Source organism: Cognatiluteimonas telluris, assembly GCF_011320095.1.
Lineage (GTDB): Bacteria > Pseudomonadota > Gammaproteobacteria > Xanthomonadales > Xanthomonadaceae > Cognatiluteimonas > Cognatiluteimonas telluris.
The window spans coordinates 1-22,591 of record NZ_JAANOY010000032.1 but is presented as its reverse complement, the minus strand read 5'-3'; the positions used below and the strand labels follow the sequence as shown (position 1 = coordinate 22,591).

Genomic DNA, 22,591 nt, shown 5'->3' with positions numbered 1-22,591 from the left:
CCGGGCCACGCTCAGTCGCGCCGATGCGCGCGCGGACACGCGCCGGCGCGTCGCCGCCGGCGGCTCGGCGCACGCTGGCGGCAGCGACGTGCGCCGCACGCCCAACCTGTCGGAAGAAAAGCGCATCGCCGCGCAACGCATCGCGCACGACCTGGTCGAACGCATCGGCACGCTGCAGGCGCTCGGGCTGGGTTACCTGTCGCTGGATCGCAGCACGCCGACGCTCTCGCCCGGCGAACTGCAACGGTTGCGGCTGGCGACCCAGATCCGTTCCAACCTGTTCGGCGTCGTGTACGTGCTCGACGAGCCTTCGGCCGGCCTGCACCCGGCCGACAGCGAAGCGCTGCTGCGCGCGCTCGACCAGCTCAAGGCATCGGGCAACAGCCTGTTCGTGGTCGAACACGACCTGGACATGATGCGGCGCGCCGACTGGCTGGTGGACGTCGGCCCGGAGGCCGGCGCGCAGGGCGGGCAGGTGCTCTACAGCGGCCCACCCGCGGGGCTGCGCGAGGTACCGGAATCGCGCACCGGGCGTTATCTGTTCCACACCGAAGCCACCATCCATCGCAGGCCGCGCAAGCCCTCGGGCTGGCTGGAACTGCACGGCATCGTGCGCAACAACCTGCACGGCGTCGACGCGCGGATCCCGCTGGGCGCATTCACCACCGTGAGCGGCGTTTCGGGCTCGGGCAAGTCGAGCCTGGTCAGCCAGGCATTGGTCGAACTGCTCGGCGCACGGCTCGGTCACGAACCGGAAGACCAGGCCGCGGACAGCGAGGCGCCGACGCCATCGGTCGCCGCGCGCGCGGCCGGCCGGCTCGGCGCGGGCGCCGACGCGATCGGCCGGTTGGTCAACGTCGACCAGAAGCCGATCGGTCGCACGCCGCGATCGAACCTGGCCACCTACACCGGGCTGTTCGATCCGGTGCGCAAGCTGTTCGCGGCGACGAAACTGGCGAAGTCGCGTCGTTACGACGCCGGCCGGTTCTCGTTCAACGTCGCCAAGGGACGCTGCGAAACCTGCGAAGGCGAGGGTTTCGTCAGCGTCGAGCTGCTGTTCATGCCGAGCGTGTTCGCGCCGTGTCCCACCTGTCATGGCGCGCGCTACAACGCCAAGACGCTCGAGGTCGCCTGGCACGGGCGCAACATCGCCCAAGTGCTGCAGATGAGCGTCGACGAGGCGCTGGTGTTCTTCGACGGCGAAGCGAACGTGCAGCGGCCGTTGCGCCTGTTGCAGGACATCGGCCTGGGCTACCTGCGCCTCGGACAGCCGGCGACCGAACTGTCCGGCGGCGAGGCCCAGCGCATCAAGCTCGCCACCGAGCTGCAGCGCAGCCAGCGCGGGGACACGCTGTACGTGCTCGACGAACCGACCACCGGCCTGCATCCGGCCGACGTCGACAAGCTCATCGCACAGCTGCAGGGACTGGTCGATGCCGGCAACACGGTGGTGGTGGTCGAGCATGAGTTGCGTGTGGTCGCGGACAGCGACTGGGTGATCGACGTCGGGCCGGGCGCGGGCGAAGAGGGTGGCCGCATCGTCGCGGCCGGGACGCCGCGCGAAGTCAGCCGCTGCAAGGGCAGTGCGACCGCGCCTTACCTGCGACGATGGTTGGCCTAGCTCCGGGCATGCCGGCGGGTGATGGATTGCCGCGATCGTGGGCGCATCGGCAGGAATGCCGTAGTGCGCACGCAGGCGGCGTGTCGATTCCCTTACCATGCCCGGCCAGATCGCGAGCCCCTGCATTGAACGCCGCCAACGTCCATCGACAGACACCACGGCGGCTGGCGTTCCTGCTCGGCGGCCTGGCGATGTTCGGGCCGTTCTCGATCGACACGATCTTCCCGGCCTTCCCGCAGATCGGCGCGCAACTGGGCGCCGATACGCTGGCGATGCAGCAGACGATCAGCGTGTACCTGATCGCGTATGCGCTGATGAGCCTGGTGCACGGCCCGCTGTCCGATGCGATCGGGCGGCGGCGGGTGATCCTCGGCGGGCTGGCGGTGTTCGTGCTGGCGTCGGTGGGCTGCGCGCTGTCGCGCGACCTCGGCACGCTGCTGCTGTTCCGCGCGCTGCAGGGACTGTCGGCCGGCGTGGGCCTGATCGTCGGCCGCACGGTGATCCGCGACCTGCTGCACGGCGACGATGCGCAGCGGCTGATGAGCCAGGTGTCGATGATCTTCGGCGTGGCACCGGCGATCGCGCCGATCATTGGTGGCTGGATCCTGGGCTGGCAGCGCTGGCCGATGATCTTCTGGTTTTTGGTCGCGTTTTCGATGGCGTTGTGGCTGGCGACCTGGTTCGGCCTGCCGGAGACGCATCCACCGGCGGCGCGACTGCCGGTGCAGCCACGCCGGCTGCTGCGCGACTACGTCGGGATCTTCCTCAACCCGCGCTTCCAGCGACTGGCGGCGGCCGGCGCGTTCAACTTCGGCGCGTTGTTCCTGTACATCGCCTCGGCGCCGGCGTTCGTGCTGGACATCCTGCGACTGGACCAGCGCAGCTTCGGCTGGTTCTTCGTGCCGATGATCAGCGGGATGATGCTGGGTGCGTTCGTGTCTGGGCGCACGGCCGGGCGAATGAGCGGTCGGCGGCAGAGCGCGATCGGATTCGCCTGCTGCGCCGTCGCGGTGCTGGCGAACGTCGCCTACAACCTGCTGGTCGCGCAGCCATCGATCCCCTGGGCGGTGTTGCCGATGATGCTCAATGCCTTCGGCATCGGCCTGGTGTTCCCGATCCTGACGCTGGCGATCCTCGACATGTATCCGCGCCAGCGCGGCGCGGCGTCCTCATTGCAGGCCTTCACCAGCCTGGTGTCGAATGCGTTGATCGCCGGCGTGCTGTCGCCCTGGCTCAGCCACGATCGCGTGCATCTCGCCCTCGGGGCGGTGGTGTTCGCCTTCCTCGGCTGGGCGTTCTGGCGTTGGGAAATGCACGCCCACCGGGTGCCGGACGGATCGACCCTGACGCCGGCGCTGGAGCCGACGGACCGGATGTAGCGGCGGCTACGGCCGTCCGCGGATCCGGCTAGCCATCGGCGCGGCGCAGGCGCAGCCATGCGTAGATCGGCGCGCCTGCGAGCAGCAGGCCGGCGCCCCAGAGCAGGGATTCACGGCCGGTCCCGAGCAGCGCATACACGCTGTACGCCAACGCGAGCAGCCCGATGATGCGACCGCCCTTGCCACCGCGCCGCAACCACGCAGCGGTACTGACGACATACGGCAACAACGTCGCCGCCGTCGACAGCAGTATCGAGAACGTGAACAGCTGCACCAGCGAGTGGCTGTAGTTGGACAGCACCAGCAGCGAGGACAGCGCACTGCTGACGATGACCCCGAACGCAGGCGTGCCGCGCGCGTTGACACGCGCGAAGCGGCGCGGCATCAGGCCGTCGCGCGCGGCCGCGAACGGCACCTGTGCCGAAATCAGCACCCACGCATTGAGCGCGCCCAGGCAGGAGACGGCGGCGAGCACCGCGATGCCGAAGCCCGCGCCGGTGCCCCACAAACTGCGCGCGGCATCGGCCATCGGCGATGGCGATGTTTTCACCATCTCCGCGGGAAGCAGGCCGAGCACCGCGGTGCAGGCCAGGATGGTCGCGATGCCGGCGAGCAACGTGCCGAGCACGGTGGCGCGCGCGATCGTGCGTTCCGGATTGCGGATGGCGCCAGCCGGAATCGTCGCGGCTTCCAGTCCCAGGAACGCCCACAACGTCAGTGCGACCGTCGACTGCACCGCCCCCGGCAGCGATTCGCCGCTGGGATTGAACGGCCGGTAATGGCTGGCGTCGACGAACCACAGCGCCACGCCGCCGAACAGCAGCAGCGGCAACACCTTGAGCACGGTGGTGGCGACCTGCATGCGCCCGGCCTCGCGCACCCCGGCGAGGTTGACCGCGCTGCAAAGCCATAGTCCGCCCAACGCGCAGCCCGCGGCGCGCAATGGCGTCGCGGTCAGCGCCGGCCACGCCGAACCCAGGCTGCCGGCGAAAGCGACCGCGATCGCCGCGCTGCCGCACCACACCGACACCCAGTAGCTCCAGGCGACGATGAAGCCTGCGGCGTCCCCGAAGCCTTCGCGCGCGAAGACGTACGGACCACCGGTCCGCGGCCAGCGCCGCGCCAGCCGCGCGAAGGTCAGCGCCAGCAGCACCGCGCCGCACAAGGTCACGCCCCAGCCGAGCAGGCTCGATGCGCCGTAGGGCGCCAGCGAGGCCGGCAGCAGGAATACGCCCGAGCCGATCATGCTGCCGACGACCAGTGCGGTCGCAGACCACAGGCCGAGCGGGCGGGCCGCGGCGGCGGGCGTGGGCGTCGGGATGGCAATCGCTTCGGTTACGGCACGGCCCTGCGTGGGAGCGGCTCCAGCCGCGAGCGTTTCGATGATCGTTGAAATCCAGGCGACGTGGGTCGAACCAAAGACAACGGCTCGCGGCGGAAGCCGCGCCTACGAACAGCGCGCCCGGGCCGCGGCACCAGGACAACGCGCACCGCTACGCCGGTGGCGCGCGATACGCCTGGCGCAGCAGCTCCTGGAAATGATGCACCGCGCTTTCGCGCAGCGGATTGAGGCGACCGGCGACATACGAACCCGAGGCCAGTCCGCGCTGCACGTCCTCGCAGATCCTCAGGTCCTCACGCTGCACCTCGTCGCTGAATTCGAGGTCGGCTTCGCGCCGCGCACGTGCCTGCCCGGCGTCGGCGTCGTCGCCATCGGTCGAATAGTAGAAGTCGAATTCGACCCGGCAGCGATCCACCGCGACCGGCACCACGCGATTGGTCTGCAACCGCCCGGGGAGGATGTTGAGGGTGGTGTTGGGCCACAGCCAGTAGTAGAGCGCGTCGCCATTGCCATACAGCCCGGGGCTGCTTTCCAGCGGGCTCCACTGCAGCGAATGCCAGTCGTGGGTTTCGGTCAGGTAGCTGCGGTAATCGAGCATCCGGTTGAGCGCCGGATGCACGTGGGGGACGTGGTAGCCCTCCAGGTAGTTGTCGATGTAGACCTTCCAGTTGCACGCAAGGTCATAGCCCACGCGCTGGTGGTGGCCGTAGTGCTGCAGGCCGCGCTGGGCGCCGATGCGGGCGTCGATCCCGGCGACCAGTGCGTCGAAGGCCATGTCCGGCGCGGCGGCCGCGGCGAACACCAGGCCCTGCCAGACCCGTACCTGCAGCTGCGGCAGGCGGATGTCGGCGACGTCGAAATCGGCGGCGCTCCCCATCTCGGGCGCGGACTTCAGCTGCCCGTCGAGCGCATACGTCCAGCCGTGGTAGCGACAGCGCAGCGATTTCGCACCCAGGCCGTCGCACAGCGCGATCGGACCGGCCCGATGGCGGCAGACGTTGTGGAACACCCGTATCTCGCCGGGCGCGTCGTCGATGTCGGCGCCGCGCACGGCCAGCACCGGCAGGCCCGCGAAGTCGGCGACGACATGGTCGCCGGCATGGCGCAACTGGCAGACGTGGGCGACCAGTTGCCAGCTGCGATCGAAGATCGCGCGCCGCTCCAGCGCGGCCAGCGACGGATCGATGTAGAAGCGCGCCGGCAGTGCGGTCGCATGGTCGAGCGGCTGGACGGCAAGGTCGGTTGCGGGGAACGGATCCATGCCCGGAGTATCCGACGAAAACCGCACTCGCGTGCGCGCGCCCTGGCGCCGCCCGCCGCAACGCCGCCGGCGCGGACGCTAGCGGTTCGGGACCGCCGACGCCTGCCAGCCGCAGGCCTGGCCTTCGTTCTGCTGCTGCAGCCACTCCTGCAGCGGCGCGAAGTACTCCAGCAGCGCCGAGGCGTCCATCTTCTCGCTGCCGGTCAGGGTCTTGAGCGTCTGCTGCCAGGGCTGGCTGGCGCCCTTCTCGAGCATCGCCATGTATTTGCGGCCGGCCGCCTTGTTGCCATAGAAGCTGCATGCATACAGCGGGCCGTGGTAGCCGGACGCATCGCACAGTGCCTTGTAGAACTGGAACTGCAGGATGTTGGCCAGGAAGTAACGCGTGTACGGCGTGTTGCCCGGCACGTGGTACTTCGCGCCCGGGTCGAAGAAGTCCTCGCCGCGCGGCGCCACCGGCGCCACGCCCTGGTACTTGGCCTTCAGTGCCCACCACGCGTGGTTGTAATCAGACGGCGGGATCGAGCCGTCGAACACACCCCAGCGCCAGCGATCGATCATCAACCCGAACGGGAGGAAGGCGACCTTGCTCAAGGCCATGCGCATCTGCGTGTTGACCAGCGCTTCGTGCGAGCGCTGCGGCGCGTCGACCAGCCCGACCGAATGCAGGTACTCGGGCGTCATCGCCAGCACGATCGTGTCGCCGATCGCTTCATGGAAGCCGTCGTGCGCGCCCTGCTGGAAGATCGGCGTGAGCTTGTTGTAGGCCAGGTCGTAATAGAGATGGCCCAGCTCGTGGTAGATGGTGGTGAAGTCTTCCTCGTTGGGCTGCATGCACAGCTTGGTGCGCACGTCGCCGGCCATGTCCATGTCCCAGGCGCTGGCGTGGCAGACGACGTCGCGGTCGCGCGGTTTGATGAACTGCGAGCGCTCCCAGTAGCTGTCGGGCAGCTTCTGCATCCCGAGCGAGACGTAGAAATCCTGCGCGCGGCTGGCCATCTGCCTGGCGACATCCAGCTGCGCGCTGCGTTCGATGTCCACCAGTTCCACCGGGGCCTGCGCACCAGGGTGCAGCGACAGCTCGGTGGCGTAGTCGGTGCGGTACTGGCGTTGCAGTGCGCCGGTGATGTCCAGGCTACCGGCGCCGGGGTAGGGCTGCAGCAGGTCCCACAGGTTGCTCCAGTCCTGCTGCCACATGTTGCCCATCAGGTGCGCGGGCAGCATGCGCCCGGCAACCTCGCCCTTGTCGTTGCCGTAGGTCGCATCGAGCCTGGTGCGCGCGTAGCAGTGCAACTGCGTGTACAGCGGCTTGACCTGGCTCCAGAGGCGGTCGGTTTCGGCGGCGATCTGCGCCGGCGGCATGTCGTAACCGGAACGCCAGACCTCGCCGGCGTCGGCGAAGCCCATGTCCTTGGCGCCTTCGTTCACCAGCTCGACGAAGCGCACGTAGTCCTTGCGCATCGGCATCGAGATCGTGTGCCAGCCGTTCCAGGCCTGCAGCTGGGTGTGGTAATCGCGGCTGCTGCGCAGCACGTTCTCGAGCTGGCCCAGTTGCTGGCAGCTGGCCTTGTCGGCCGGGTCGCTGCACCAGGTGCCGGCGCCGTACATGCCTTCCATGTGGGTGGCGATGCGGGTGAGCTCGGCCAGGCGCTTTGGATCGCGCGGCGCGGGCATCGCCGTCATCAACTTGAGCAGCGAGATCGAGCGCGCGCTGGCCGGCGACATCGGCTGGCCTTCGAAGCTGCGCGCCTGCTCGATCCATCCGTTCAGGCGCGTCAGCCAACGCTCGTTGGCCTTGGCCGCGACCAGTTCGCTGTCGTCGCTGATGTAAGTGGCCGACAGCCATTGCGCGGCGCTGAGCTCGGTGTAGCTGTCGCGGAACTCCTGGTTGACGCGGGCGACGAACTGGTCCGGCGTCTCGTTGGCCGGTGCGTTGGGTGCCGCGGTGGTGCCGGTCCCGGCCGTGGGCGAAGGCGTGCGCCTGCAGGCGGCCGGCGACAGCGCGACGACGGCGATGGCCAGCGCCAACAGGGCATTGCGATGTTTCACGGTGGGTTCCTTGCGGGCAGGACGGCAGCAGCGGGCAGGCTAGGCCGGGCGCGATGGGGGCGCAAGTCGGAGGTCCGGCGGCAGCCGCAGCCGGCGCCGCGCATCGACCAGGCCACGTTGCGCCAGCCAGGCCCAGGCCGCATCGGCGTCGGCTTCGACATATGCGCGCGCCGAGCCCAGGCGGAAGGTGTAGCCCCAGGCATCCATGTCCGCCAGCACGCGCGCGGCGCCGACGCCGGGCAGTGCATCGCCGAGCAGCGACTGCAGGACGCAGACGGCGTCCTCTTCCTCGATCGAATCGGTGGCGTCGGTGTGCAGGGCGGCGCGGCGCTGCGGGTCCAGAACGATCAGGTGCGCGGCTTCGTGCAGCAGCGAGTGCACCGGCGTGTCGCCGCGCGCGAACACGGTGTCGCCGACGAGGCCGGCTTCCGGTTCGCCCCAGTAGCTACCGGGGATCGGCGCGTCGTCGTCCACCATCGACAGCGTGAGTCCATAGCCTGCGAGCAGGGCGGCGACATCGGCGATCGCGATGTCGCCAAGTGCGAGGACGGATGTCATTGGCGGCATGCGAGGCGGATTTGTGGCCACCCCGCGCGCGGGTCGGTGGAATGGGTCACGGGCACGCGTCGGGTTGGAACCCGCCCTACGAAGGCGTCATGCCGCGCTCGGGCAGGGAGACCGAGATATCCAGCACGTCGTGCTCGCCTTCCTTGACCAGGTCGACCTTGACCGCGTCGACGTCGACATTGACGTATTTGCGGATGACCTCGAGCAGTTCACGTCGCAGCAGCGGCAGGTAATCCGGCCCGCCGAGCGTGCTGCGCTCCTGCGCGATGATGATGCGCAGGCGATCCTTGGCGATCGAGGCGGTGTTCTTCTTCGCCTTGAGGAAATCGAACATGCCCATGCTCAACCCCCGAAGAGCTTGCTGAAGAAGCCCTTCTTCTCCATCTGGGTGAAGCGCATCGGCCGCGTCTCGCCGAGCAGTCGCGCGACGGCGTCGTCGTAGGCCTGGCCCGCGGGCGACTCCATGTCCAGGATCACCGGCTCGCCCTTGTTGGACGCGTTGAGCACGTCGCCGGATTCGGGGATCACGCCGATCGTCTTGAGGCCGAGGACCTCCTCGACGTCGGTGATCGACAGCATCTCGCCGCCTTCCACGCGGCCCGGGCTGTAGCGGGTCAGGAGAAGATGCTCCTTGACCCGCTCGCCGTTCTCGGCGCGGCGGGTCTTGGACGCGAGCAGGCCGAGGATGCGGTCGGAATCGCGCACCGAGGACACTTCCGGATTGACCACGACCACCGCCTGGTCGGCGAAGTACATCGCCAGGAAGGCACCCTTCTCGATGCCGGCCGGGGAGTCGCAGACGATGTATTCGAAGCCGTCCTCGGCCAGGTCGTCGAGCACCTTCTGCACGCCTTCCTTGGTCAGCGCATCCTTGTCGCGCGTCTGCGAGGCGGCGAGCACGTACAGGTTGTCGAAGCGCTTGTCCTTGATCAGCGACTGCTTGAGCGTCGCCTCGCCGTGGATGACGTTGACGAAGTCGTACACCACGCGCCGCTCGCAACCCATGATCAGGTCGAGGTTGCGCAGGCCGACGTCGAAATCGATGACCGCGACTTTCTTGCCATGGCGCGCGAGACCGCACGCGATGCTGGCGCTGGTCGTGGTCTTGCCGACGCCGCCCTTGCCGGACGTGACTACGATGATTTCGGCCAAGGCACTTCTCCGTGATTCGTGGTGGATCGGAAAATTCGGGTTTGCGGATGGTGGTGTTCGAAGGGTAAACCCAGGTCCCGGCGGTCGCGGGTCGGGTGGCGGGCGATCAGGCTTCTCCCAGCGCCGCGATCTTCAACTCGCCGGCGTCCAGCCAGATCTGCACGGCCTTGCCGCGCAGGTCCTTCGGCAGGTCTTCCAGCACCTTGTAATGCCCGGCGATGGCGACGAGTTCGGCGTGGAATGCGCGGCAGAAGATCCGCGCATTCCCGTTGCCCTGCGCACCCGCCAAGGCACGCCCGCGCAATGCTCCGTAGATGTGGATCGAGCCGTCGGCGATGACTTCGGCGCCGGCGCCGACCGCGGTGACGACGGTCAGGTCGCAGTTTTCGGCGTACACCTGCTGCCCCGAACGCACCGGTGCCGTCTGCACGAGCCCCGGCTCGCCGGTCCCGGGGGCACCTTTCGGCAGCGGCGCCGGGGATGCGCTGGCCGGCGCGGCTGCCTCGGGGGTGGACGCCTTGCGTTCCGGCTTCAGGGACTCGCCCCGGTCGCTTGCCGCCGGTTCGTACTGGGCCCGGAATTTCGCCAGCAGCGGCAGCCCCAGGTCGACTGCCAGCGCCTCGTTGTCGCTGCTGCCATAGGCCAGCGCCACCGGCAGCACGCCGGCATCGCGCAACGCCTGCAGCAGCGCGCGTGCCGTCGGCGCATCAGGCGTCGCCGACAGCGCGCCAAAATCGACCACCACCGCTGCACGCGCGAACAATTTCGGCGCGCGCGCCACGCGTTCGCGCATTTCCTGGCCGAGTTTGTCGACGTCCAGCGTGCGCACGCGCAGGTTGGCGATGCCGACCTGGCCGATCTTCAATTCGCCGGCGGGTTCGAAATCGAACGCGCCGCTGCTGGCCGCAGACGCCATCTCAGGTCCCCGTCGCGCGGTGCGGGGGAGGCTGCACGCCAGCGCGCGGCCGCGGTATCCACGGCTCGGCCGGCAGGCGGTCGCCATAGGTGTCGCGGACCCAGGGATAGCTGCACAGCTCCTTCATCAGCATCGCCGCCCGACGCGGTGGACTCCCGGCATCCTGCGGGAACCGCATCAGGTGCTGGCCGATCTCGCGGAAGCCGAAGCTGCCATGGAAGAGCAATGCCGGATCGCTTTCGCCTTCGAGGAACACCTCGCAGGCGAGCTCGGGATAGCGGAGTTCCGCGTAACTCTGCACGTCGGCGTAGAACGCCCGCCCCACGCCACCACCGCGGCGGCGGCTGGCGACCACGATGCGGTCGATGTAGAAGAACGCCCCGTGGCGCTCGCGGAACCAGCGGAAATTGTCGCTGTCGTGGCGCGCGCCCGAGCCGAACCCCACCAGGAAGCCGGCCATGGCGCCATCGCGCTCGGCGACGCGGAAATATTCGGCTTCGGCAAAAAAGCGGCGCACGCGCGCCGCATCGAGCGGCAGGATCGCGGGGCCGGCGGCGTTGTTCAGGGCAAGGACGGAATCCAGCTCGTGCTCGCGCACGTCGCGGATGGCAATCGACATTCCTGACCCCCGATGCTTGATGTTGCCGCGGCCCGCGTCCAAGGATGGCGCACTGCCCGGCGCGCCGTCGGCGCCATGGCGCGGCACGCCACGACAGCGCCGGATTATCGCATGCCGGTCGCGGGGCAGCGACCGCGATGGCGCCCCGCAATGCCCCCGGCATGACTTTGGTGGGACTCGCCGCCGGCCGCTTTATGCCTACACTGCGGCATGTTCGCGCGCCTGAACCACAGTCGACTGCTGCGCTACGCCGGCCTGTTCACGTGGGCGGTGATCGGGATGCCGTTGCTGCTGCTGTCGCTGATGCCGGTGGAGCCGTCGGCGCTGGGCGAGGAGTCGGTGGTCGGCGCCCACATCGACTGGCAGGCTTGGGTGGCCTACGCCGCCTTCGGCATCAGCTATGGGTGGCTGACCCGCGGCCTGGGCAGCCGGCGGGCGCGGCCCTTCGACTACCTGCTGCTGGCGGCGCTGACCGGCAGTGCGGTCGCGATCAGCTACTACAGCGCCAGTGGCCTGGGCAGCATCCTGCTGATGGTGGCCGCGTGCGTGCTGCCCTGGCTGCTGTCGCTGCCGGTGGGCGTGGCGTGGCTGGTGCTGAGCGAATTCCTGGTGGTGCCGGTGTACGTGCGCTGGCTGGACATGTCGTGGCTGGAAGCGTTGATGCAGTCGCTGCTCTACGCCGGCTTCTCGGGTTTCGTGTTCGTCACCAGCCTGGTCGCGCGGCAGCAGGCGCAGGCGCGCGAGGAGCAGCGCCGGCTCAATGCGGAGCTGCGGGCGACGCGCGCGCTGCTGGCCGAAAGCGCGCGCATCAACGAACGCACGCGGATCTCGCGCGAGCTGCACGACCTGCTCGGACACCACCTCACGGCGCTGAGCCTGAACCTTGAAGTCGCCGGCCACCTGGTGGACGGCAAGGCGCAGGAACACGTCAACCAGGCGCACACGCTGGCCAAGCTGCTGCTCAGCGACGTGCGCGAAGCCGTCAGCCGGCTGCGCGACGACGATGCCATCGACATGTCGGCCACGCTGCTGCCGCTGGCCGACCACGTCGCCGGCCTGCGCATCGCGATGCAGATGCCCGAGCCCTTCCGCCTGGACGATCCGGAACGCGCGCACGTCCTGCTGCGCTGCACGCAGGAAATCATCACCAATGCCGTGCGCCATGCGCAGGCGCAGACGCTGCAGCTGGCCTATCTCCTGGACGGCCCGGTGGTGCGGCTGCAGGCGCGGGACGATGGCCGCGGCGCCGTCGCGCCGACCGCCGGCAACGGGCTGCGCGGCATGCGCGAGCGCGTTGCGGCCTACGGCGGCAGGGTGGAGATCGACACCGCCCCCGGGCAGGGCTTCGCGCTCGACATCGTGCTGCCACTGGAGGACGGCCTGAACGCACCGCTGTCGCCGCGGCGACCGCTGATTGGCCCGGCCGAAGCCTCGGTTGCGTTGAAATGACCATCGCCGCGGCTGGCCCGCATGCGATTCCAGTTGCCCACCGTGGAGAGGTTGCATGATCCGAATCTGCCTGGTCGACGATCAGACCCTGGTGCGCCAGGGCATCCGGTCGTTGCTGGCGCTGGCTGAAGGCATCGATGTCATCGCCGAAGCCGGCGATGGCAAGCAGGCGGTCGAACTCATTCCACAGGTCAAGCCCGACGTCGTGCTGATGGACATGCGCATGCCGGCGATGTCGGGGCTGGAGGCGCTGCAGGCGCTGGCACGCCTGGGCGCCCTGCCGCCGACGATCATCCTGACGACGTTCGATGACGACCAGCTGGTGCTCGCCGGGCTCAAGGCCGGCGCCAAGGGTTACCTGCTGAAGGATGTCTCGCTTGAACAGCTGGTCAGTGCGATCCAGACCGTCGCGGCGGGGGGATCGCTGGTGCAGCCGGCCGTCACCCAGCGGCTGCTGTCGGGCCTGGAGCACATGCGCAATGAGTTCGTCAGCCTGGACCGGCCTGATCCATTGACGGATCGTGAAACGGAAATCCTGCGGCTGATGGCGTCGGGCTTCTCCAACAAGGAAATCGCCAATTCGCTCGGCGTGGCCGAGGGCACGATCAAGAACCACGTCTCGAACATCCTGTCCAAGCTGGGCGTTCGCGACCGGACCCGGGCGGTGCTGAAGGCGTTCGAGCTGCAGCTGGTCTGAGCACCCGGAGCGCAGGGCGCCCGCGGTGCTTTGGACCGGATGCAGCCAACCCGGGTGCGCCGCGCTTACCCCGGCTACGCCGACCCGGACCGCGCCGTTTGGCGATGATGGTGGCCGGATGGCCCCGCGACGCTGCCCATCGACCCATACCGGCCACCTGCGCGCCTTCCTCGCGGCCCTGCGGCGCGCTACGATGGCAGGTCTGCGCGCCGGCCAAGCCGGAGCGGGCCCGGAGAACCCTGAATGACCCGTTTGATCGAAGTGCTGATTTCCCTGGCGATCGTCACCGCGCTGTTCCTGGTGATCAGCCTTGCGTTGCCCTCCAGCCGCCACCTCACCGAGAAGGTGGAGACCAACCGCAAGCTGACGATCGTCTACGACACGCTGGACAGCCTGCGTCGCTTCGACGACTGGAACCCGCTGCTGCTGCGCGATCCGCAAATGAAGGTCACGTTGTCCGGTCCGCCGTCGGGCGTCGGTGCGCGGCTGGATTACAGCTCCGAGAATGCCGCCATCGGCAGCGGCAGCTGGGAGATCGTCGCCAACGATCCGGGCAAGAGCGTCACCTACGCCATCACCAACAACCAGCGCGGCCATGACAAGCGCGCGACGTTCGTGCTGCGTCCCACCGGCCATGCGGGGCGCAACATCCAGATCACCGAGAATTACGACGTCACCTATGGCTGGGATTTGCTGGGCCGTTACGCCGGCCTGTATGTCGCAGGGCATGTCGGCGACGACATGAGCATGGGGCTGGGCCGCCTGGCCACGATGCTGACCTCGGTGCCCAACGTCGACTACCGCATGCAGGGCAGCAACTGGAGCAATTTCCGCACCGTCGACGTGCCGGCCGAGCACCTGCTCGTGGTCAATGCCGGGTCCATCGCGCGCGATCCGGACAAGCTGGCTGCGGCAATGAAGTCCGACCTGGAATGGATCAAGCGCAGCATGGAGGCCAGTGGCCTTGTGGCCGCCGGTCCGCTGCGGATCATCTCTACCGAGTTCGGCCGCGAGACCTACACCTTCGATGTCGCCCAGCCGGTGCGTCGTGGCGGTGGTGGCACTGCGGGGGCCAGCGATGCCGGCGACGGCGATGCGGGCGCCACCGAGGCTGCCGCCGCCGCGCCTGCCGCGCCGTTCGTGCCGCTGACCGGGCTGAAGCTGCAAGGTCCGGTGAAAGCCGTCGACACCAAGCCCGGCCGGGCCGCGGCGGTCAGCTACACCGGCTACATGATGTCGCTGGAAAACGTCCACAACGCCGTGCGCGCATGGACGCTCACCCAGGGCCAGGATGTCACCGACCGGCCGTGGGACGTGTACAAGAATGGAATCGACCAGGCCATCACCGAGAACGGCCAGTACGACGTGTACTGGATGCTCAAGTAATCGTGATGCCTGGCTGACCCGCAAAGCGCCGCGTCCCCACGCGGCGTTTTGCTTTCCGCAGGAGAGGAGCGACCGATGCACTACCCGTCGTCGTACGACCACCGCGATCGCGGCCGCTGGCTGGCGGCTGGCGGCGCGCTCTATGCGGCGGCGGCCGTTGCGCTTGCCGCCTACGCCACACACGTCCTGGCCGGGCCCGACCAGGCGCGGTTGCAGGCCGCGGCGGTGTTCGCCTTCGGCCATGGCGTGGCGATCGCGGCGCTGGCGCCCGGCTTGCGCGGCCGGCTCGGACGGGCGGCGTTGTCAGGGCTGTGGCTGGCGGTGTTGCTGTTCGCCGGGAGCCTGGTGGGCAAGGCTGTCGCCGGCTGGCCGCTGACCCTGGCGCCCTACGGCGGCTCGCTGGCGATCGCGTCCTGGCTGGTGTTCGCGCTGGACCGCCTGCGGCGCTGACGGGCACCGGGAATGGCCCGACACGCGCGCGGATTCGATACCCAGGCCGCCTTCGCGCACCTGTGCAGGCGCGACCGTAGGCTGGGCCGCTGGATGGAACGGCTGGGGCCGATCGCACCGGATCCGCGCTGGCGCAAACCCTTCGATCCGGTCGACGCGCTGGCGCGCGCGATCCTCTACCAGCAACTCAGCGGCAAGGCGGCGGCGACGATCGTCGGCCGCGTCCAAGCGGCGATCGGCAGCGACCGTTTCCACTGCGACACGCTGTCGCGCATCGACGATGCCGGCTTGCGCGCCTGCGGGGTGTCCGGCAACAAGACCCTGGCGCTGCGCGACCTGGCGCTGCGCGAGTCGAACGGTGAGATCCCCACGCTGCGCCGGATGGCGACCCTGGACGACGATGCGATCGTGGCCGCACTGCTGCCGATCCGCGGCATCGGCCGCTGGACCGTGGAGATGATGCTCATGTTCCGCCTCGGCCGGCCGGACGTACTGCCGGTCGACGACCTTGGCATCCGCAAGGGCGCTCAGGTCATCGACAAGTCCGAGGCGATGCCCACGCCAAAGGCGCTGGCTGCGCGCGGCGAGCGCTGGGGACCCTTCCGCACCTACGCCGGGCTGTACCTGTGGCGCATCGCCGACGCCGCGAACACGCCATCGACGGCGACCACGCGTTCGCAGGAATAGCGGACCCGGCGATCGCGTCGGGAACCGCCTTGCGGCATCACCCGGCATTCCTCGCGCGAACAGCGGATGCGGGCACGGCGCCTCCGGTGCCGGATCACCCGGCCTGCCAGCACCAGTGCCAGGGCTCGTACACGATGCCGTGGGGGTTGTCGCGCGGATAGCTCATGCCGAACCCGAAGTGCGCTGCGTTGTCCTGCAGCCAGGCAAAAGCCGGGGTGTTTTCGAACGTTTCTTCGGCCGGTGGCTCGCCAGGCGTGCCGATATCCAGTGCGCGGCCGGAATGATGCTCGCTGTACCCGGGCGCGGCGTTCACTCCCAGGATGGCGTCGACGGATTGCCCGCGCGCGCGCTTGCGATCGAAGATGCCCAGCTGGTAATCATGGCTGCGGTACCCGGAGATGGCCTCGAGCGCGACATCCTCGCGCGCGGCGGCGTCGTGCAGCTGCCGCCACGCCAGTGCCGCGCGCGGATGCAACCACAAGGGCCGGCGATAACGGTCGTATCCGGCCAGTGCGAGCAGCGTGGGTTCTGGCACCAGCGCCAGTCCGGTTCGTCCGGCATAGGCATCGGCATCAAGCCCGAGTGCATCCAGTCGTTGGCGCAGGCGCGAGACCGGCAACGGCGCCACGGCCTGCAACCCGGCGCGGCGCGGATCGTGGAAACGCGCCAGTGCCGCAACCGCCGCATCCAAGCCGGGCTCGCGCAGGAAGCGCGGCAGCAGCGGTTGCACGCCCCCCTGGCCTTGCACCGCCAGGTAGCGTCCGTCGCGCTTGCGGCGGAAGACATGGGAGGCGCGCGCCAGCAGCCGTGCGTCGTGGTTGCTGCGCGCGCGAAGCAGCGTTGCCGGCCAGACTTCGATGTCGGGGGCGTTGAGCAGGTAGGCGCGGGCGGGACCCATCGGCACAGGTTACCGGCCCCGCGCGCCCGGCGTCTTCCCCGTCCGGTCGACCGGCGACAGCGTGCGCATGCGGTCGAGCAGCAGTCCGGGATCGACCACCTGCAGCAGCAGTGTGTAGCCCAGCCGTGTCGGGATGCGGAGCAGGCGGGTTCCACCGGCCGTGGCGACGAACAGGCGCGAGAAATCGCGACCCCGGAACCAGCCACTGCGGAATCCGGGTACCGCAACGCCGTTGGACTTCAGCAGCGGCCTGGATCCAGTGTGTTCCTCGATGTCGATGACCTTGGCGGCAACCAGGTCAATGTCGCGCCATGGCAGGCGGCGGGTGTAGAGGGTGGTCGCGACGGTGATGCCGGCTTCATCGACCAGCAGCCGGTGTCGCCGCAACAGGCATTCGAGTGCGATCCAGAGGCCGGCCATCAGCAGCACAACGATGCCGGGAGCGATCCAGTCGTCGATCCATGCCTGCACCTGCAGGCTGCGCGAGACCCAGTGCGCGGTGGAATCGAACCGGTGCATGAGCGGCGGCAGCCCCAGCGCCAGGGCGACGGGCACCACGAAGGACAGCAGCGCCAGCCAGGCGTGGCTCAGGCTGCTGGCCGGGACCAGCCGCAGGCGGGGATCCTGCCAATGGCGTGGCGCCGTGGACATCAAAACGGAGCGGTCAGTGCGCATCGATCCATTCCGCCACGTCCGCGATCAGCGCGGCATCGACATGGCCCGGGTGGACATATCCGGCAAGTCCCTCGTTCTCAGCGACCGGGATGCCGAGATGATTGAGCTGCGGGTAGAGCCGGAAGCTCACGTCCGGCCGCGCATGCAGGCCCTGCTTCCAGGCCTGCCAGTCGGCATCGACGACCTGGATGTCGCGCGCGCCCTGCAGGAACAGCATCGGTCGCGCCACCGCCTGGGCCTCGGCGACCGGATGCACCGCATCGGTGCTGCGCCAGTACGCGGCCGGTTGCTGCAGGGGCGCCTGCGCCCGCTCGACCGGCGCGCCCGAGCGCACGGCGGCGACCTGGGCCCGCAGGGCCTGGATCGCGTCCGCTTCCCGGGGGGATGTCCTGCCGTCGTCGAGGACCGCGAGGCGCACGTTCTGTTCGACCAGGATGTCGAGCAGCGGACGGGCGGGTGCCGCCAGCAATACCAGCCCGGCGACCTGTCCGGAATGGGCCGCGATCCTCGGCGCCATCATCCCGCCCTGGCTGTGGCCGAGCACGAAGACCCGCTCCGGATCGATCCCTGGCACGGCGCGCAATGCGGCCACCGCGGCGACCGCGTCGTCGGTGGTTTCCTGGTCGATGTCGAAGTCGCCCGATGCGAAGTCCTGCGGCCGGGCCCGGCTGCGCTTCTCGTAGCGCAGGACCGCAATGCCGTGCGCGGCAAGGCCGCGTGCGATGTCAAGGAATGGCCGGTTCGGGCCGATGGTTTCGTCCCGATCCAATGCCCCGGAGCCATGCACCAGCACCACCGCCGGCCAGCCCTGCGCCGGTGGATTGCCGGTGTCGGGCATTGCCAGGGTGCCGGGTAGCGCACGGGGTCCTTCGCCGACGGAGAAGTCGCGCTCCACGAACCCGGCATCCGCCGCCACCGGAGCGGCCGCGGGCGGCGGTGCGGGCTGGACCAGGAAGCCGATGACGCGGCCGGCGTCGTCGATGGCGACCTTCGCCACCAATTCCGCCTTGGCGTAATGCAGCGGCACCACGACCAGGTCCACGCCGTCCTGCGCGGTCAGCACCGGCGCGCCGCGGCCCTGCGGCTCGCCGGCCTGCGAGGGCAGCGATTCCCACACCGCCGCGAGCTTGTCGGCCGGCACGGCCGCGGCCATCTTCTCGCTGAAGCCCGCTTCTACGGCGGCATAGTCGCGCGCATCGAGGCGGTCGAGCAGTTGCAGGGCGATGTCCGTGGAGCTTGCTGGGCCGTGTGCGAACGCGCTGGCGCTGAAAAGCATTCCAACCAGGATCTCGGCGAATCGATTCATGGCGCCGGCTTCCTCATGTACAGCTGCACGGGCGCGAAGCGCTGGGACTGGATCGCCGATACCAGTTCCCAACCCTGCAGTCCGAGCTGCGTCAGCCGCTCCTGCGCGGCATCCCGGGTGGAGCCCAGGAAACCGGGCTTCACTTCCACCACCTGGTAACTCCAGCGTTCACTGGCCATCTTCGATCTCCTGGGTCGGTTCGGCGCCGGGCGACTTCAGCCGCCCGGCCTTGCGCAACGCATCGCGCAGCGCGTATTCGATCTGCGCGTTGAGCGAGCGCAGCTCGTCGTTGGCCCAATGCTGCATCGCAGCCAGTACGTCGGCGTTGATACGCAGTGGATAGGCCTTCTTTTCAGCCACGCGCGGCTACTTCCGGTCGCGCCGGCGGCGGCGTGCGGCGATCGCGATGATGATGATCAGGTCGGCGATGGCGCCTGCGGTCGTGTGCATGCGTGCGCCCTCAGTACAACGTGCCGGCATTGACGATCGGCTGCGTCGCGCGCTCGCCGCACAACACCACCAGCAGGTTGCTCACCATCTGCGCCTTGCGCTCCTCGTCCAGCTGCACGACGCCGTTCTTCTGCAGCTCAGCCAGCGCCATCTCGACCATGCCCACGGCGCCGGCGACGATCCGCGTGCGCGCCGCGATGATGGCGTTGGCCTGCTGGCGCTGCAGCATGGCCTGGGCGATTTCCGGCGCGTAGGCCAGGTGGCTGATGCGCGCGTCGAGCACTTGGATGCCGGCATCGAGCAGGTGCGCCTGCAGCTCGTCCTTCAGGTGCTTGGAGACTTCGGTGGCGTGGCTGCGCAGCGCCAGCTGGCCTTCCTCGTGCTGGTCGTACGGATAGCTGGTGGCCATCGTGCGCAGCGAGGATTCGGCCTGGATGTGGACGAAGCTTTCGTAATCGTCGACGTTGAACACCGCCTCGGCCGAGTCCACCACCTGCCAGACGATCACCGCCGCGATCTCGATCGGGCTGCCATCGAGTTCGTTGACCTTGAGCTTGCCGCTCTCGAAATTGCGCACGCGCTGGCTGACCTTGCGCTTGCTGTAGAAGGGATTGTTCCAGCGCAGGCCGGTATCGCGCACGGTGCCGACGTACTTGCCGAAGAAGCTCAGCACGGCGGCCTGGTTGGGCTGCACGGTGTACAGGCCAACCATGCTGATCAGCGCCGCCAGGCCGAACAAGAAGCCGGCGGCCGCCATCGGGCCGGAATGGATGCCCGCGGCGTCCGGATCCGGGACGAGACCGGCGACGACCAGCCAGACCGCGATGGCGAGCGCGACCAGCACGCCGAGCAGGTAGGGAATTCCGGCGGCCGAGCGGATGGGGTTCTCTTTCATTGCAGCGGGTCCTGGGTGCGGCGAAGTGCCGATGCATAGTGATATCACCATGATATCTGCTATGCAAGCTTCTTGCCGTCTCGCAGCCAGGATCCGGGGCGGGAGGCCGGCCGAGCCCGGTCGCAATCAGGGGTTGAGGTACAGCAGCGGCGCCGGGCTGTGCTCGCCGCTGGCATAGAGCCCACGGCCATCGGCCGCCCACGCCAGCGCCTCGGCCTGTGGCAGCCACGCCAGGGGCTCGATGCGAGGTTTCACAGCCACCGCCTGGCTCCAAGACTGCCTGCTCCGGCGCGGGTAGAACCGCACGCTGCGGTAGGTCAGGACGGCCAGCGAGCGGCCGTCGGGTGCGATGTCGGCGGCCGTGACCTGGTTGCGCAACCGGTCGCCTGGCGACAGGCCTTCGGGTGCGGGTCCGGCGAAGCCCGCCAGTCGGCCCACCCGCCGTGCCACCTGCAGGCCTGCACCCTGGGGCCGCAGCGGCAGCACGAACAGCTCCGGCGGCCGCCTGCGCTTGGATACCAGCAGCACCTGGCCGCGCGCCGCATCCACGGCGACCGCTTCGCAGTCGCGCGGCCCGTCGGGCCAGCGGAAGGCGATCGACCACGCCGGCCGCAGCGTGGCATCGGACAGCGTGCCACCGGCGCCGGCGCGGGGCTCTTCGACCACGTGCAGTTGCAGGGTCTTACGCAGGCCGCCGTTGTCGCCGGTATCAGCGATCAACAGGTAATGCCGGCGGCCGAGGTCGAATGCCGCGAGGTCTTCCCAATCGGTGTTGGCGACGCCTGCGATGCGCATGCGCGCCTGCACGCCGCCTCGGGGCCCGATCGCGTACAGCGCCGGTGGATTGCCGCCGTCGTCCAGCGCCCACAGCGTGTCCGGCGTCTCGCGCGACGCGGCCAGCCCGCTGAGGTCGCTCAGGCGGGTGTCGAGGATCAACCCCGACAACTGCGCGAACGGTGGGACCGGCGCGCTGCAACCCGCGACCGCCAGCGACACGGTCAACAGCAGGCGCAGCGCGGGGCGGACTTCGACGGCCATGGCCGCAGCATGGTACGCGGTCGCCTCGCGCCGCTGCCCGCGGCAGGCGCTGCCGCTAAACTGCGCGCCCGCCTCCGCATCCACGGCCCATGACCACGATCGGTACCCCGCTGTCGCCCCATGCCAAGCGCGTCCTGCTGTTGGGGTCAGGCGAGCTGGGCAAGGAGGTGACGATCGAGCTGCAACGCTTCGGGGTCGAAGTCATCGCCGCGGATCGTTATGCCGATGCGCCGGCGATGCAGGTCGCCCACCGCAGCCACGTGCTGGACATGCTCGATGGCGCCGCGGTGCGCGCGTTGATCGAGCGCGAGCGGCCGGACCTGATCGTGCCGGAGATCGAGGCCATCCACACCCAGACCCTGGTCGAGCTTGAACGCGAATACGCCGCCACCGGCGCCACCACCCGGATCATCCCGACCGCGCGCGCGGCGTGGCTGACGATGGATCGCGAAGGCATCCGCCGGCTGGCCGCGGAAACCCTCGGGTTGCCGGTCTCGCCTTATCGCTTCGTCGACAACGTCGAGGATTACCGCGCCGCGATCGACGCCATCGGGCTGCCCTGCGTGGTCAAGCCGGTGATGTCCTCGTCCGGCCACGGCCAGAGCCTGGTGCGCGGGGCGGACGACATCCAGGCCGCCTGGGAGTACGCCCAGACCGGTGGCCGCGCGGGCGCCGGGCGGGTGATCGTCGAAGGCTTCGTCGACTTCGAGTACGAGATCACGCTGCTCACCGTGCGCCACGCCGGCGGCACCAGCTTCTGCGAACCGATCGGCCACCTGCAGGCCGACGGCGATTACCGCGAGAGCTGGCAGCCGCAACCGATGTCGACCCGCGCGCTTGCGCTGGCGCAGGGGATCGCGCGGCAGGTGACCGATGCGCTCGGCGGCTGGGGCGTGTTCGGGGTGGAATTCTTCATCAAGGGCGACGAGGTCTGGTTCTCGGAAGTCTCGCCGCGTCCGCACGACACCGGGCTGGTCACGCTGGCCTCGCAGGACCTGAGCGAATTCGCGCTGCATGCGCGCGCGATCCTCGGCTTGCCGATCCCCGCGATCCGCCAGCTCGGGCCGTCGGCCTCCTGCGCGGTGCTGGCCGAAGGCCACGGCGTGCCGGTGTTCTCCAATGTCGACGCCGCGTTGCAGCACCCGGATACGCAGCTGCGTTTGTTCGGCAAGCCGCGCGTGGCCGGGCATCGCCGCGTGGCGGTGACGCTGGCGCGCGCCGAGGACATCGATGGCGCGCGCCGCATCGCGCGCGAAGCCGCGGCTGCGCTCACCCTGGAGCTACGCGCCGACTGACACGCTTGGCCATGAGCGACGGCAGCGTCGCGGTCCACACAACTTTTTCGCCCCAGCGCAAGGATCCGCCATGAACGACGCCAGCGGTTACGCCGTGTTCTTCTTCCCGCAGGCGCTGGAGGCGCTGGGCGAGGCGATCAAGCCCTACCTGCAGGGCGGCCCGGGCGGGGAGCATGTCGTCTGCAACGAAATCGACACCGGGGGCGCGTTGATCGAGATGACGATGCGCGGGACGACGTCCACCGGGGAGCCGATCGCGCTGGAACTGATGGTGCCCAGCTCGATGGTGCGGATGATCGTGTCCAGCCAGGTCGACGGCAGTTTCGGCTTCGGACCGCGTCAAGGCGGCGGTCACCCCGGCCGGCGTCGATTACGTCTTCGTCGAAGCCAAGTGACGCCCCCGCCCGCCCGCGTGGCGCGGGCGGGCTTGCCGGTGGGACGTCGCCGCGCAGGCGGGAT

24 protein-coding genes are annotated in these 22,591 nt (G+C 69.2%); 9 read left to right on the top strand and 15 right to left on the bottom strand.

The features are described from left to right. Both G7B67_RS11605 and G7B67_RS11600 read left to right on the top strand, forming a co-directional pair. Nucleotides 1-1,621: excinuclease ABC subunit UvrA (locus tag G7B67_RS11605; RefSeq protein ID WP_484482029.1), on the top strand; the 1,621-nt coding region annotated here is incomplete at its 5' end. 164 nt (nt 1,622-1,785) lie between these two features. Beyond that, complete coding sequence (locus tag G7B67_RS11600; RefSeq protein WP_279304001.1) at nt 1,786-3,000, top strand: multidrug effflux MFS transporter; 1,215 nt, start codon at nt 1,786-1,788, stop codon at nt 2,998-3,000. Nucleotides 3,001-3,028: 28 nt separating this feature from the next. On the opposite strand, the gene G7B67_RS11595 is transcribed toward G7B67_RS11600, so the two are convergent. The 8 genes from G7B67_RS11595 to G7B67_RS11560 form a co-directional block, all read right to left on the bottom strand. Then, nucleotides 3,029-4,279, bottom strand: coding sequence for an amino acid permease (locus G7B67_RS11595; protein ID WP_279304000.1), 1,251 nt, complete (start codon nt 4,277-4,279; stop codon nt 3,029-3,031). A 214-nt stretch (nt 4,280-4,493) separates the two neighbouring features. Continuing rightward, nucleotides 4,494-5,603, bottom strand: coding sequence for an aromatic ring-hydroxylating oxygenase subunit alpha (locus G7B67_RS11590; RefSeq protein ID WP_166212563.1), 1,110 nt, complete (start codon nt 5,601-5,603; stop codon nt 4,494-4,496). A gap of 78 nt (nt 5,604-5,681) precedes the next feature. Further along, nucleotides 5,682-7,652 (bottom strand): M2 family metallopeptidase, encoded by a 1,971-nt coding sequence (locus tag G7B67_RS11585; protein ID WP_166212560.1) that lies wholly within the window; start codon nt 7,650-7,652, stop codon nt 5,682-5,684. Nucleotides 7,653-7,691: 39 nt separating this feature from the next. After that, nucleotides 7,692-8,219 carry a hypothetical protein gene (locus G7B67_RS11580; protein WP_166212557.1) on the bottom strand — a complete coding sequence of 176 codons (528 nt, stop codon included), beginning with the start codon at nt 8,217-8,219 and terminating at the stop codon, nt 7,692-7,694. Between the two features lie 76 nt (nt 8,220-8,295). Continuing rightward, the gene (gene minE / locus G7B67_RS11575; RefSeq protein ID WP_166212554.1) at nt 8,296-8,559 is read right to left on the bottom strand and encodes a cell division topological specificity factor MinE; all 264 of its coding nucleotides are present in this window, start codon (nt 8,557-8,559) and stop codon (nt 8,296-8,298) included. 2 nt (nt 8,560-8,561) lie between these two features. Then, on the bottom strand, nt 8,562-9,371 hold the full coding sequence (minD, locus tag G7B67_RS11570; RefSeq protein ID WP_166212551.1) for a septum site-determining protein MinD: 810 nt from the start codon (nt 9,369-9,371) through the stop codon (nt 8,562-8,564). Nucleotides 9,372-9,477: 106 nt separating this feature from the next. Further along, nucleotides 9,478-10,287 (bottom strand): septum site-determining protein MinC, encoded by an 810-nt coding sequence (minC, locus tag G7B67_RS11565; RefSeq protein ID WP_166212548.1) that lies wholly within the window; start codon nt 10,285-10,287, stop codon nt 9,478-9,480. Between the two features lies 1 nt (nt 10,288). After that, nucleotides 10,289-10,906, bottom strand: a complete 618-nt coding sequence (locus G7B67_RS11560; RefSeq protein WP_166212545.1) for a GNAT family N-acetyltransferase — start codon at nt 10,904-10,906, stop codon at nt 10,289-10,291. Between the two features lie 210 nt (nt 10,907-11,116). On the opposite strand from G7B67_RS11560, the gene G7B67_RS11555 reads away from it, so the two are divergent. From G7B67_RS11555 to G7B67_RS11535, 5 genes are all read left to right on the top strand, one after another. Next, nucleotides 11,117-12,355 (top strand): sensor histidine kinase, encoded by a 1,239-nt coding sequence (locus G7B67_RS11555; protein ID WP_166212542.1) that lies wholly within the window; start codon nt 11,117-11,119, stop codon nt 12,353-12,355. A 55-nt stretch (nt 12,356-12,410) separates the two neighbouring features. Beyond that, a complete protein-coding gene (locus tag G7B67_RS11550) occupies nt 12,411-13,052 on the top strand; it encodes a response regulator (protein ID WP_166212539.1) in 642 nt (213 codons plus the stop codon). Nucleotides 13,053-13,295: 243 nt separating this feature from the next. Continuing rightward, nucleotides 13,296-14,438, top strand: a complete 1,143-nt coding sequence (locus tag G7B67_RS11545; protein WP_166212536.1) for a polyketide cyclase — start codon at nt 13,296-13,298, stop codon at nt 14,436-14,438. A gap of 75 nt (nt 14,439-14,513) precedes the next feature. Then, nucleotides 14,514-14,888 (top strand): DUF423 domain-containing protein, encoded by a 375-nt coding sequence (locus tag G7B67_RS11540; protein WP_166212532.1) that lies wholly within the window; start codon nt 14,514-14,516, stop codon nt 14,886-14,888. 12 nt (nt 14,889-14,900) lie between these two features. Further along, a complete protein-coding gene (locus G7B67_RS11535; RefSeq protein ID WP_166212529.1) occupies nt 14,901-15,575 on the top strand; it encodes a DNA-3-methyladenine glycosylase family protein in 675 nt (224 codons plus the stop codon). A 94-nt stretch (nt 15,576-15,669) separates the two neighbouring features. Here G7B67_RS11535 and G7B67_RS11530 read toward each other — a convergent pair whose 3' ends face one another. The 7 genes from G7B67_RS11530 to G7B67_RS11500 all read right to left on the bottom strand — a co-directional run bounded on the left by G7B67_RS11530 (nt 15,670) and on the right by G7B67_RS11500 (nt 20,837). Then, entirely contained in the window at nt 15,670-16,473 is an 804-nt protein-coding gene (locus G7B67_RS11530; protein ID WP_166212526.1) for a M15 family metallopeptidase, read from the bottom strand. Between the two features lie 9 nt (nt 16,474-16,482). Further along, nucleotides 16,483-17,124 carry a hypothetical protein gene (locus G7B67_RS11525; protein WP_166212523.1) on the bottom strand — a complete coding sequence of 214 codons (642 nt, stop codon included), beginning with the start codon at nt 17,122-17,124 and terminating at the stop codon, nt 16,483-16,485. 13 nt (nt 17,125-17,137) lie between these two features. Further along, nucleotides 17,138-18,454: an alpha/beta hydrolase gene (locus tag G7B67_RS11520; RefSeq protein ID WP_243412354.1), complete on the bottom strand. Its 1,317-nt coding sequence runs from the start codon at nt 18,452-18,454 to the stop codon at nt 17,138-17,140. Further along, nucleotides 18,451-18,633 carry a DUF4177 domain-containing protein gene (locus tag G7B67_RS11515; protein ID WP_166212521.1) on the bottom strand — a complete coding sequence of 61 codons (183 nt, stop codon included), beginning with the start codon at nt 18,631-18,633 and terminating at the stop codon, nt 18,451-18,453. Before G7B67_RS11515 ends, G7B67_RS11520 begins: the two co-directional genes overlap by 4 nt. Further along, nucleotides 18,623-18,814 (bottom strand): type II toxin-antitoxin system antitoxin, encoded by a 192-nt coding sequence (locus G7B67_RS11510; RefSeq protein WP_166212518.1) that lies wholly within the window; start codon nt 18,812-18,814, stop codon nt 18,623-18,625. The genes G7B67_RS11515 and G7B67_RS11510 overlap by 11 nt, the downstream gene beginning before the upstream one ends. A 100-nt stretch (nt 18,815-18,914) precedes the next feature. Continuing rightward, nucleotides 18,915-19,799 carry an SPFH domain-containing protein gene (locus tag G7B67_RS11505; RefSeq protein ID WP_166212515.1) on the bottom strand — a complete coding sequence of 295 codons (885 nt, stop codon included), beginning with the start codon at nt 19,797-19,799 and terminating at the stop codon, nt 18,915-18,917. 126 nt (nt 19,800-19,925) lie between these two features. After that, on the bottom strand, nt 19,926-20,837 hold the full coding sequence (locus G7B67_RS11500) for an SdiA-regulated/phytase-like domain-containing protein (protein ID WP_166212513.1): 912 nt from the start codon (nt 20,835-20,837) through the stop codon (nt 19,926-19,928). Between the two features lie 89 nt (nt 20,838-20,926). Between G7B67_RS11500 and purT the strand changes: the two genes are divergently transcribed. Together purT and G7B67_RS11490 are read left to right on the top strand one after the other, a co-directional pair. Further along, nucleotides 20,927-22,132 carry a formate-dependent phosphoribosylglycinamide formyltransferase gene (gene purT / locus G7B67_RS11495; protein ID WP_166212510.1) on the top strand — a complete coding sequence of 402 codons (1,206 nt, stop codon included), beginning with the start codon at nt 20,927-20,929 and terminating at the stop codon, nt 22,130-22,132. Between the two features lie 70 nt (nt 22,133-22,202). Next, on the top strand, nt 22,203-22,591 hold a 389-nt coding region (locus G7B67_RS11490), incomplete at its 3' end, for a hypothetical protein (protein ID WP_166212507.1).

Excerpts from the sequence above, each read along its gene's own strand:
- G7B67_RS11590 (WP_166212563.1), bottom strand. The coding sequence starts at position 5,603 with ATGGATCCGTTCCCCGCAACCGACCTTGCCGTCCAGCCGCTCGACCAT.
- G7B67_RS11580 (WP_166212557.1), bottom strand. The coding sequence starts at position 8,219 with ATGCCGCCAATGACATCCGTCCTCGCACTTGGCGACATCGCGATCGCC.
- minE (WP_166212554.1), bottom strand. The coding sequence starts at position 8,559 with ATGGGCATGTTCGATTTCCTCAAGGCGAAGAAGAACACCGCCTCGATC.
- minC (WP_166212548.1), bottom strand. The coding sequence starts at position 10,287 with ATGGCGTCTGCGGCCAGCAGCGGCGCGTTCGATTTCGAACCCGCCGGC.
- G7B67_RS11560 (WP_166212545.1), bottom strand. The coding sequence starts at position 10,906 with ATGTCGATTGCCATCCGCGACGTGCGCGAGCACGAGCTGGATTCCGTC.
- G7B67_RS11555 (WP_166212542.1), top strand. The coding sequence starts at position 11,117 with ATGTTCGCGCGCCTGAACCACAGTCGACTGCTGCGCTACGCCGGCCTG.
- G7B67_RS11550 (WP_166212539.1), top strand. The coding sequence starts at position 12,411 with ATGATCCGAATCTGCCTGGTCGACGATCAGACCCTGGTGCGCCAGGGC.
- G7B67_RS11545 (WP_166212536.1), top strand. The coding sequence starts at position 13,296 with ATGACCCGTTTGATCGAAGTGCTGATTTCCCTGGCGATCGTCACCGCG.
- G7B67_RS11540 (WP_166212532.1), top strand. The coding sequence starts at position 14,514 with ATGCACTACCCGTCGTCGTACGACCACCGCGATCGCGGCCGCTGGCTG.
- G7B67_RS11535 (WP_166212529.1), top strand. The coding sequence starts at position 14,901 with ATGGCCCGACACGCGCGCGGATTCGATACCCAGGCCGCCTTCGCGCAC.
- G7B67_RS11530 (WP_166212526.1), bottom strand. The coding sequence starts at position 16,473 with ATGGGTCCCGCCCGCGCCTACCTGCTCAACGCCCCCGACATCGAAGTC.
- G7B67_RS11525 (WP_166212523.1), bottom strand. The coding sequence starts at position 17,124 with ATGTCCACGGCGCCACGCCATTGGCAGGATCCCCGCCTGCGGCTGGTC.
- G7B67_RS11520 (WP_243412354.1), bottom strand. The coding sequence starts at position 18,454 with ATGAATCGATTCGCCGAGATCCTGGTTGGAATGCTTTTCAGCGCCAGC.
- G7B67_RS11515 (WP_166212521.1), bottom strand. The coding sequence starts at position 18,633 with ATGGCCAGTGAACGCTGGAGTTACCAGGTGGTGGAAGTGAAGCCCGGT.
- G7B67_RS11505 (WP_166212515.1), bottom strand. The coding sequence starts at position 19,799 with ATGAAAGAGAACCCCATCCGCTCGGCCGCCGGAATTCCCTACCTGCTC.
- G7B67_RS11500 (WP_166212513.1), bottom strand. The coding sequence starts at position 20,837 with ATGGCCGTCGAAGTCCGCCCCGCGCTGCGCCTGCTGTTGACCGTGTCG.
- purT (WP_166212510.1), top strand. The coding sequence starts at position 20,927 with ATGACCACGATCGGTACCCCGCTGTCGCCCCATGCCAAGCGCGTCCTG.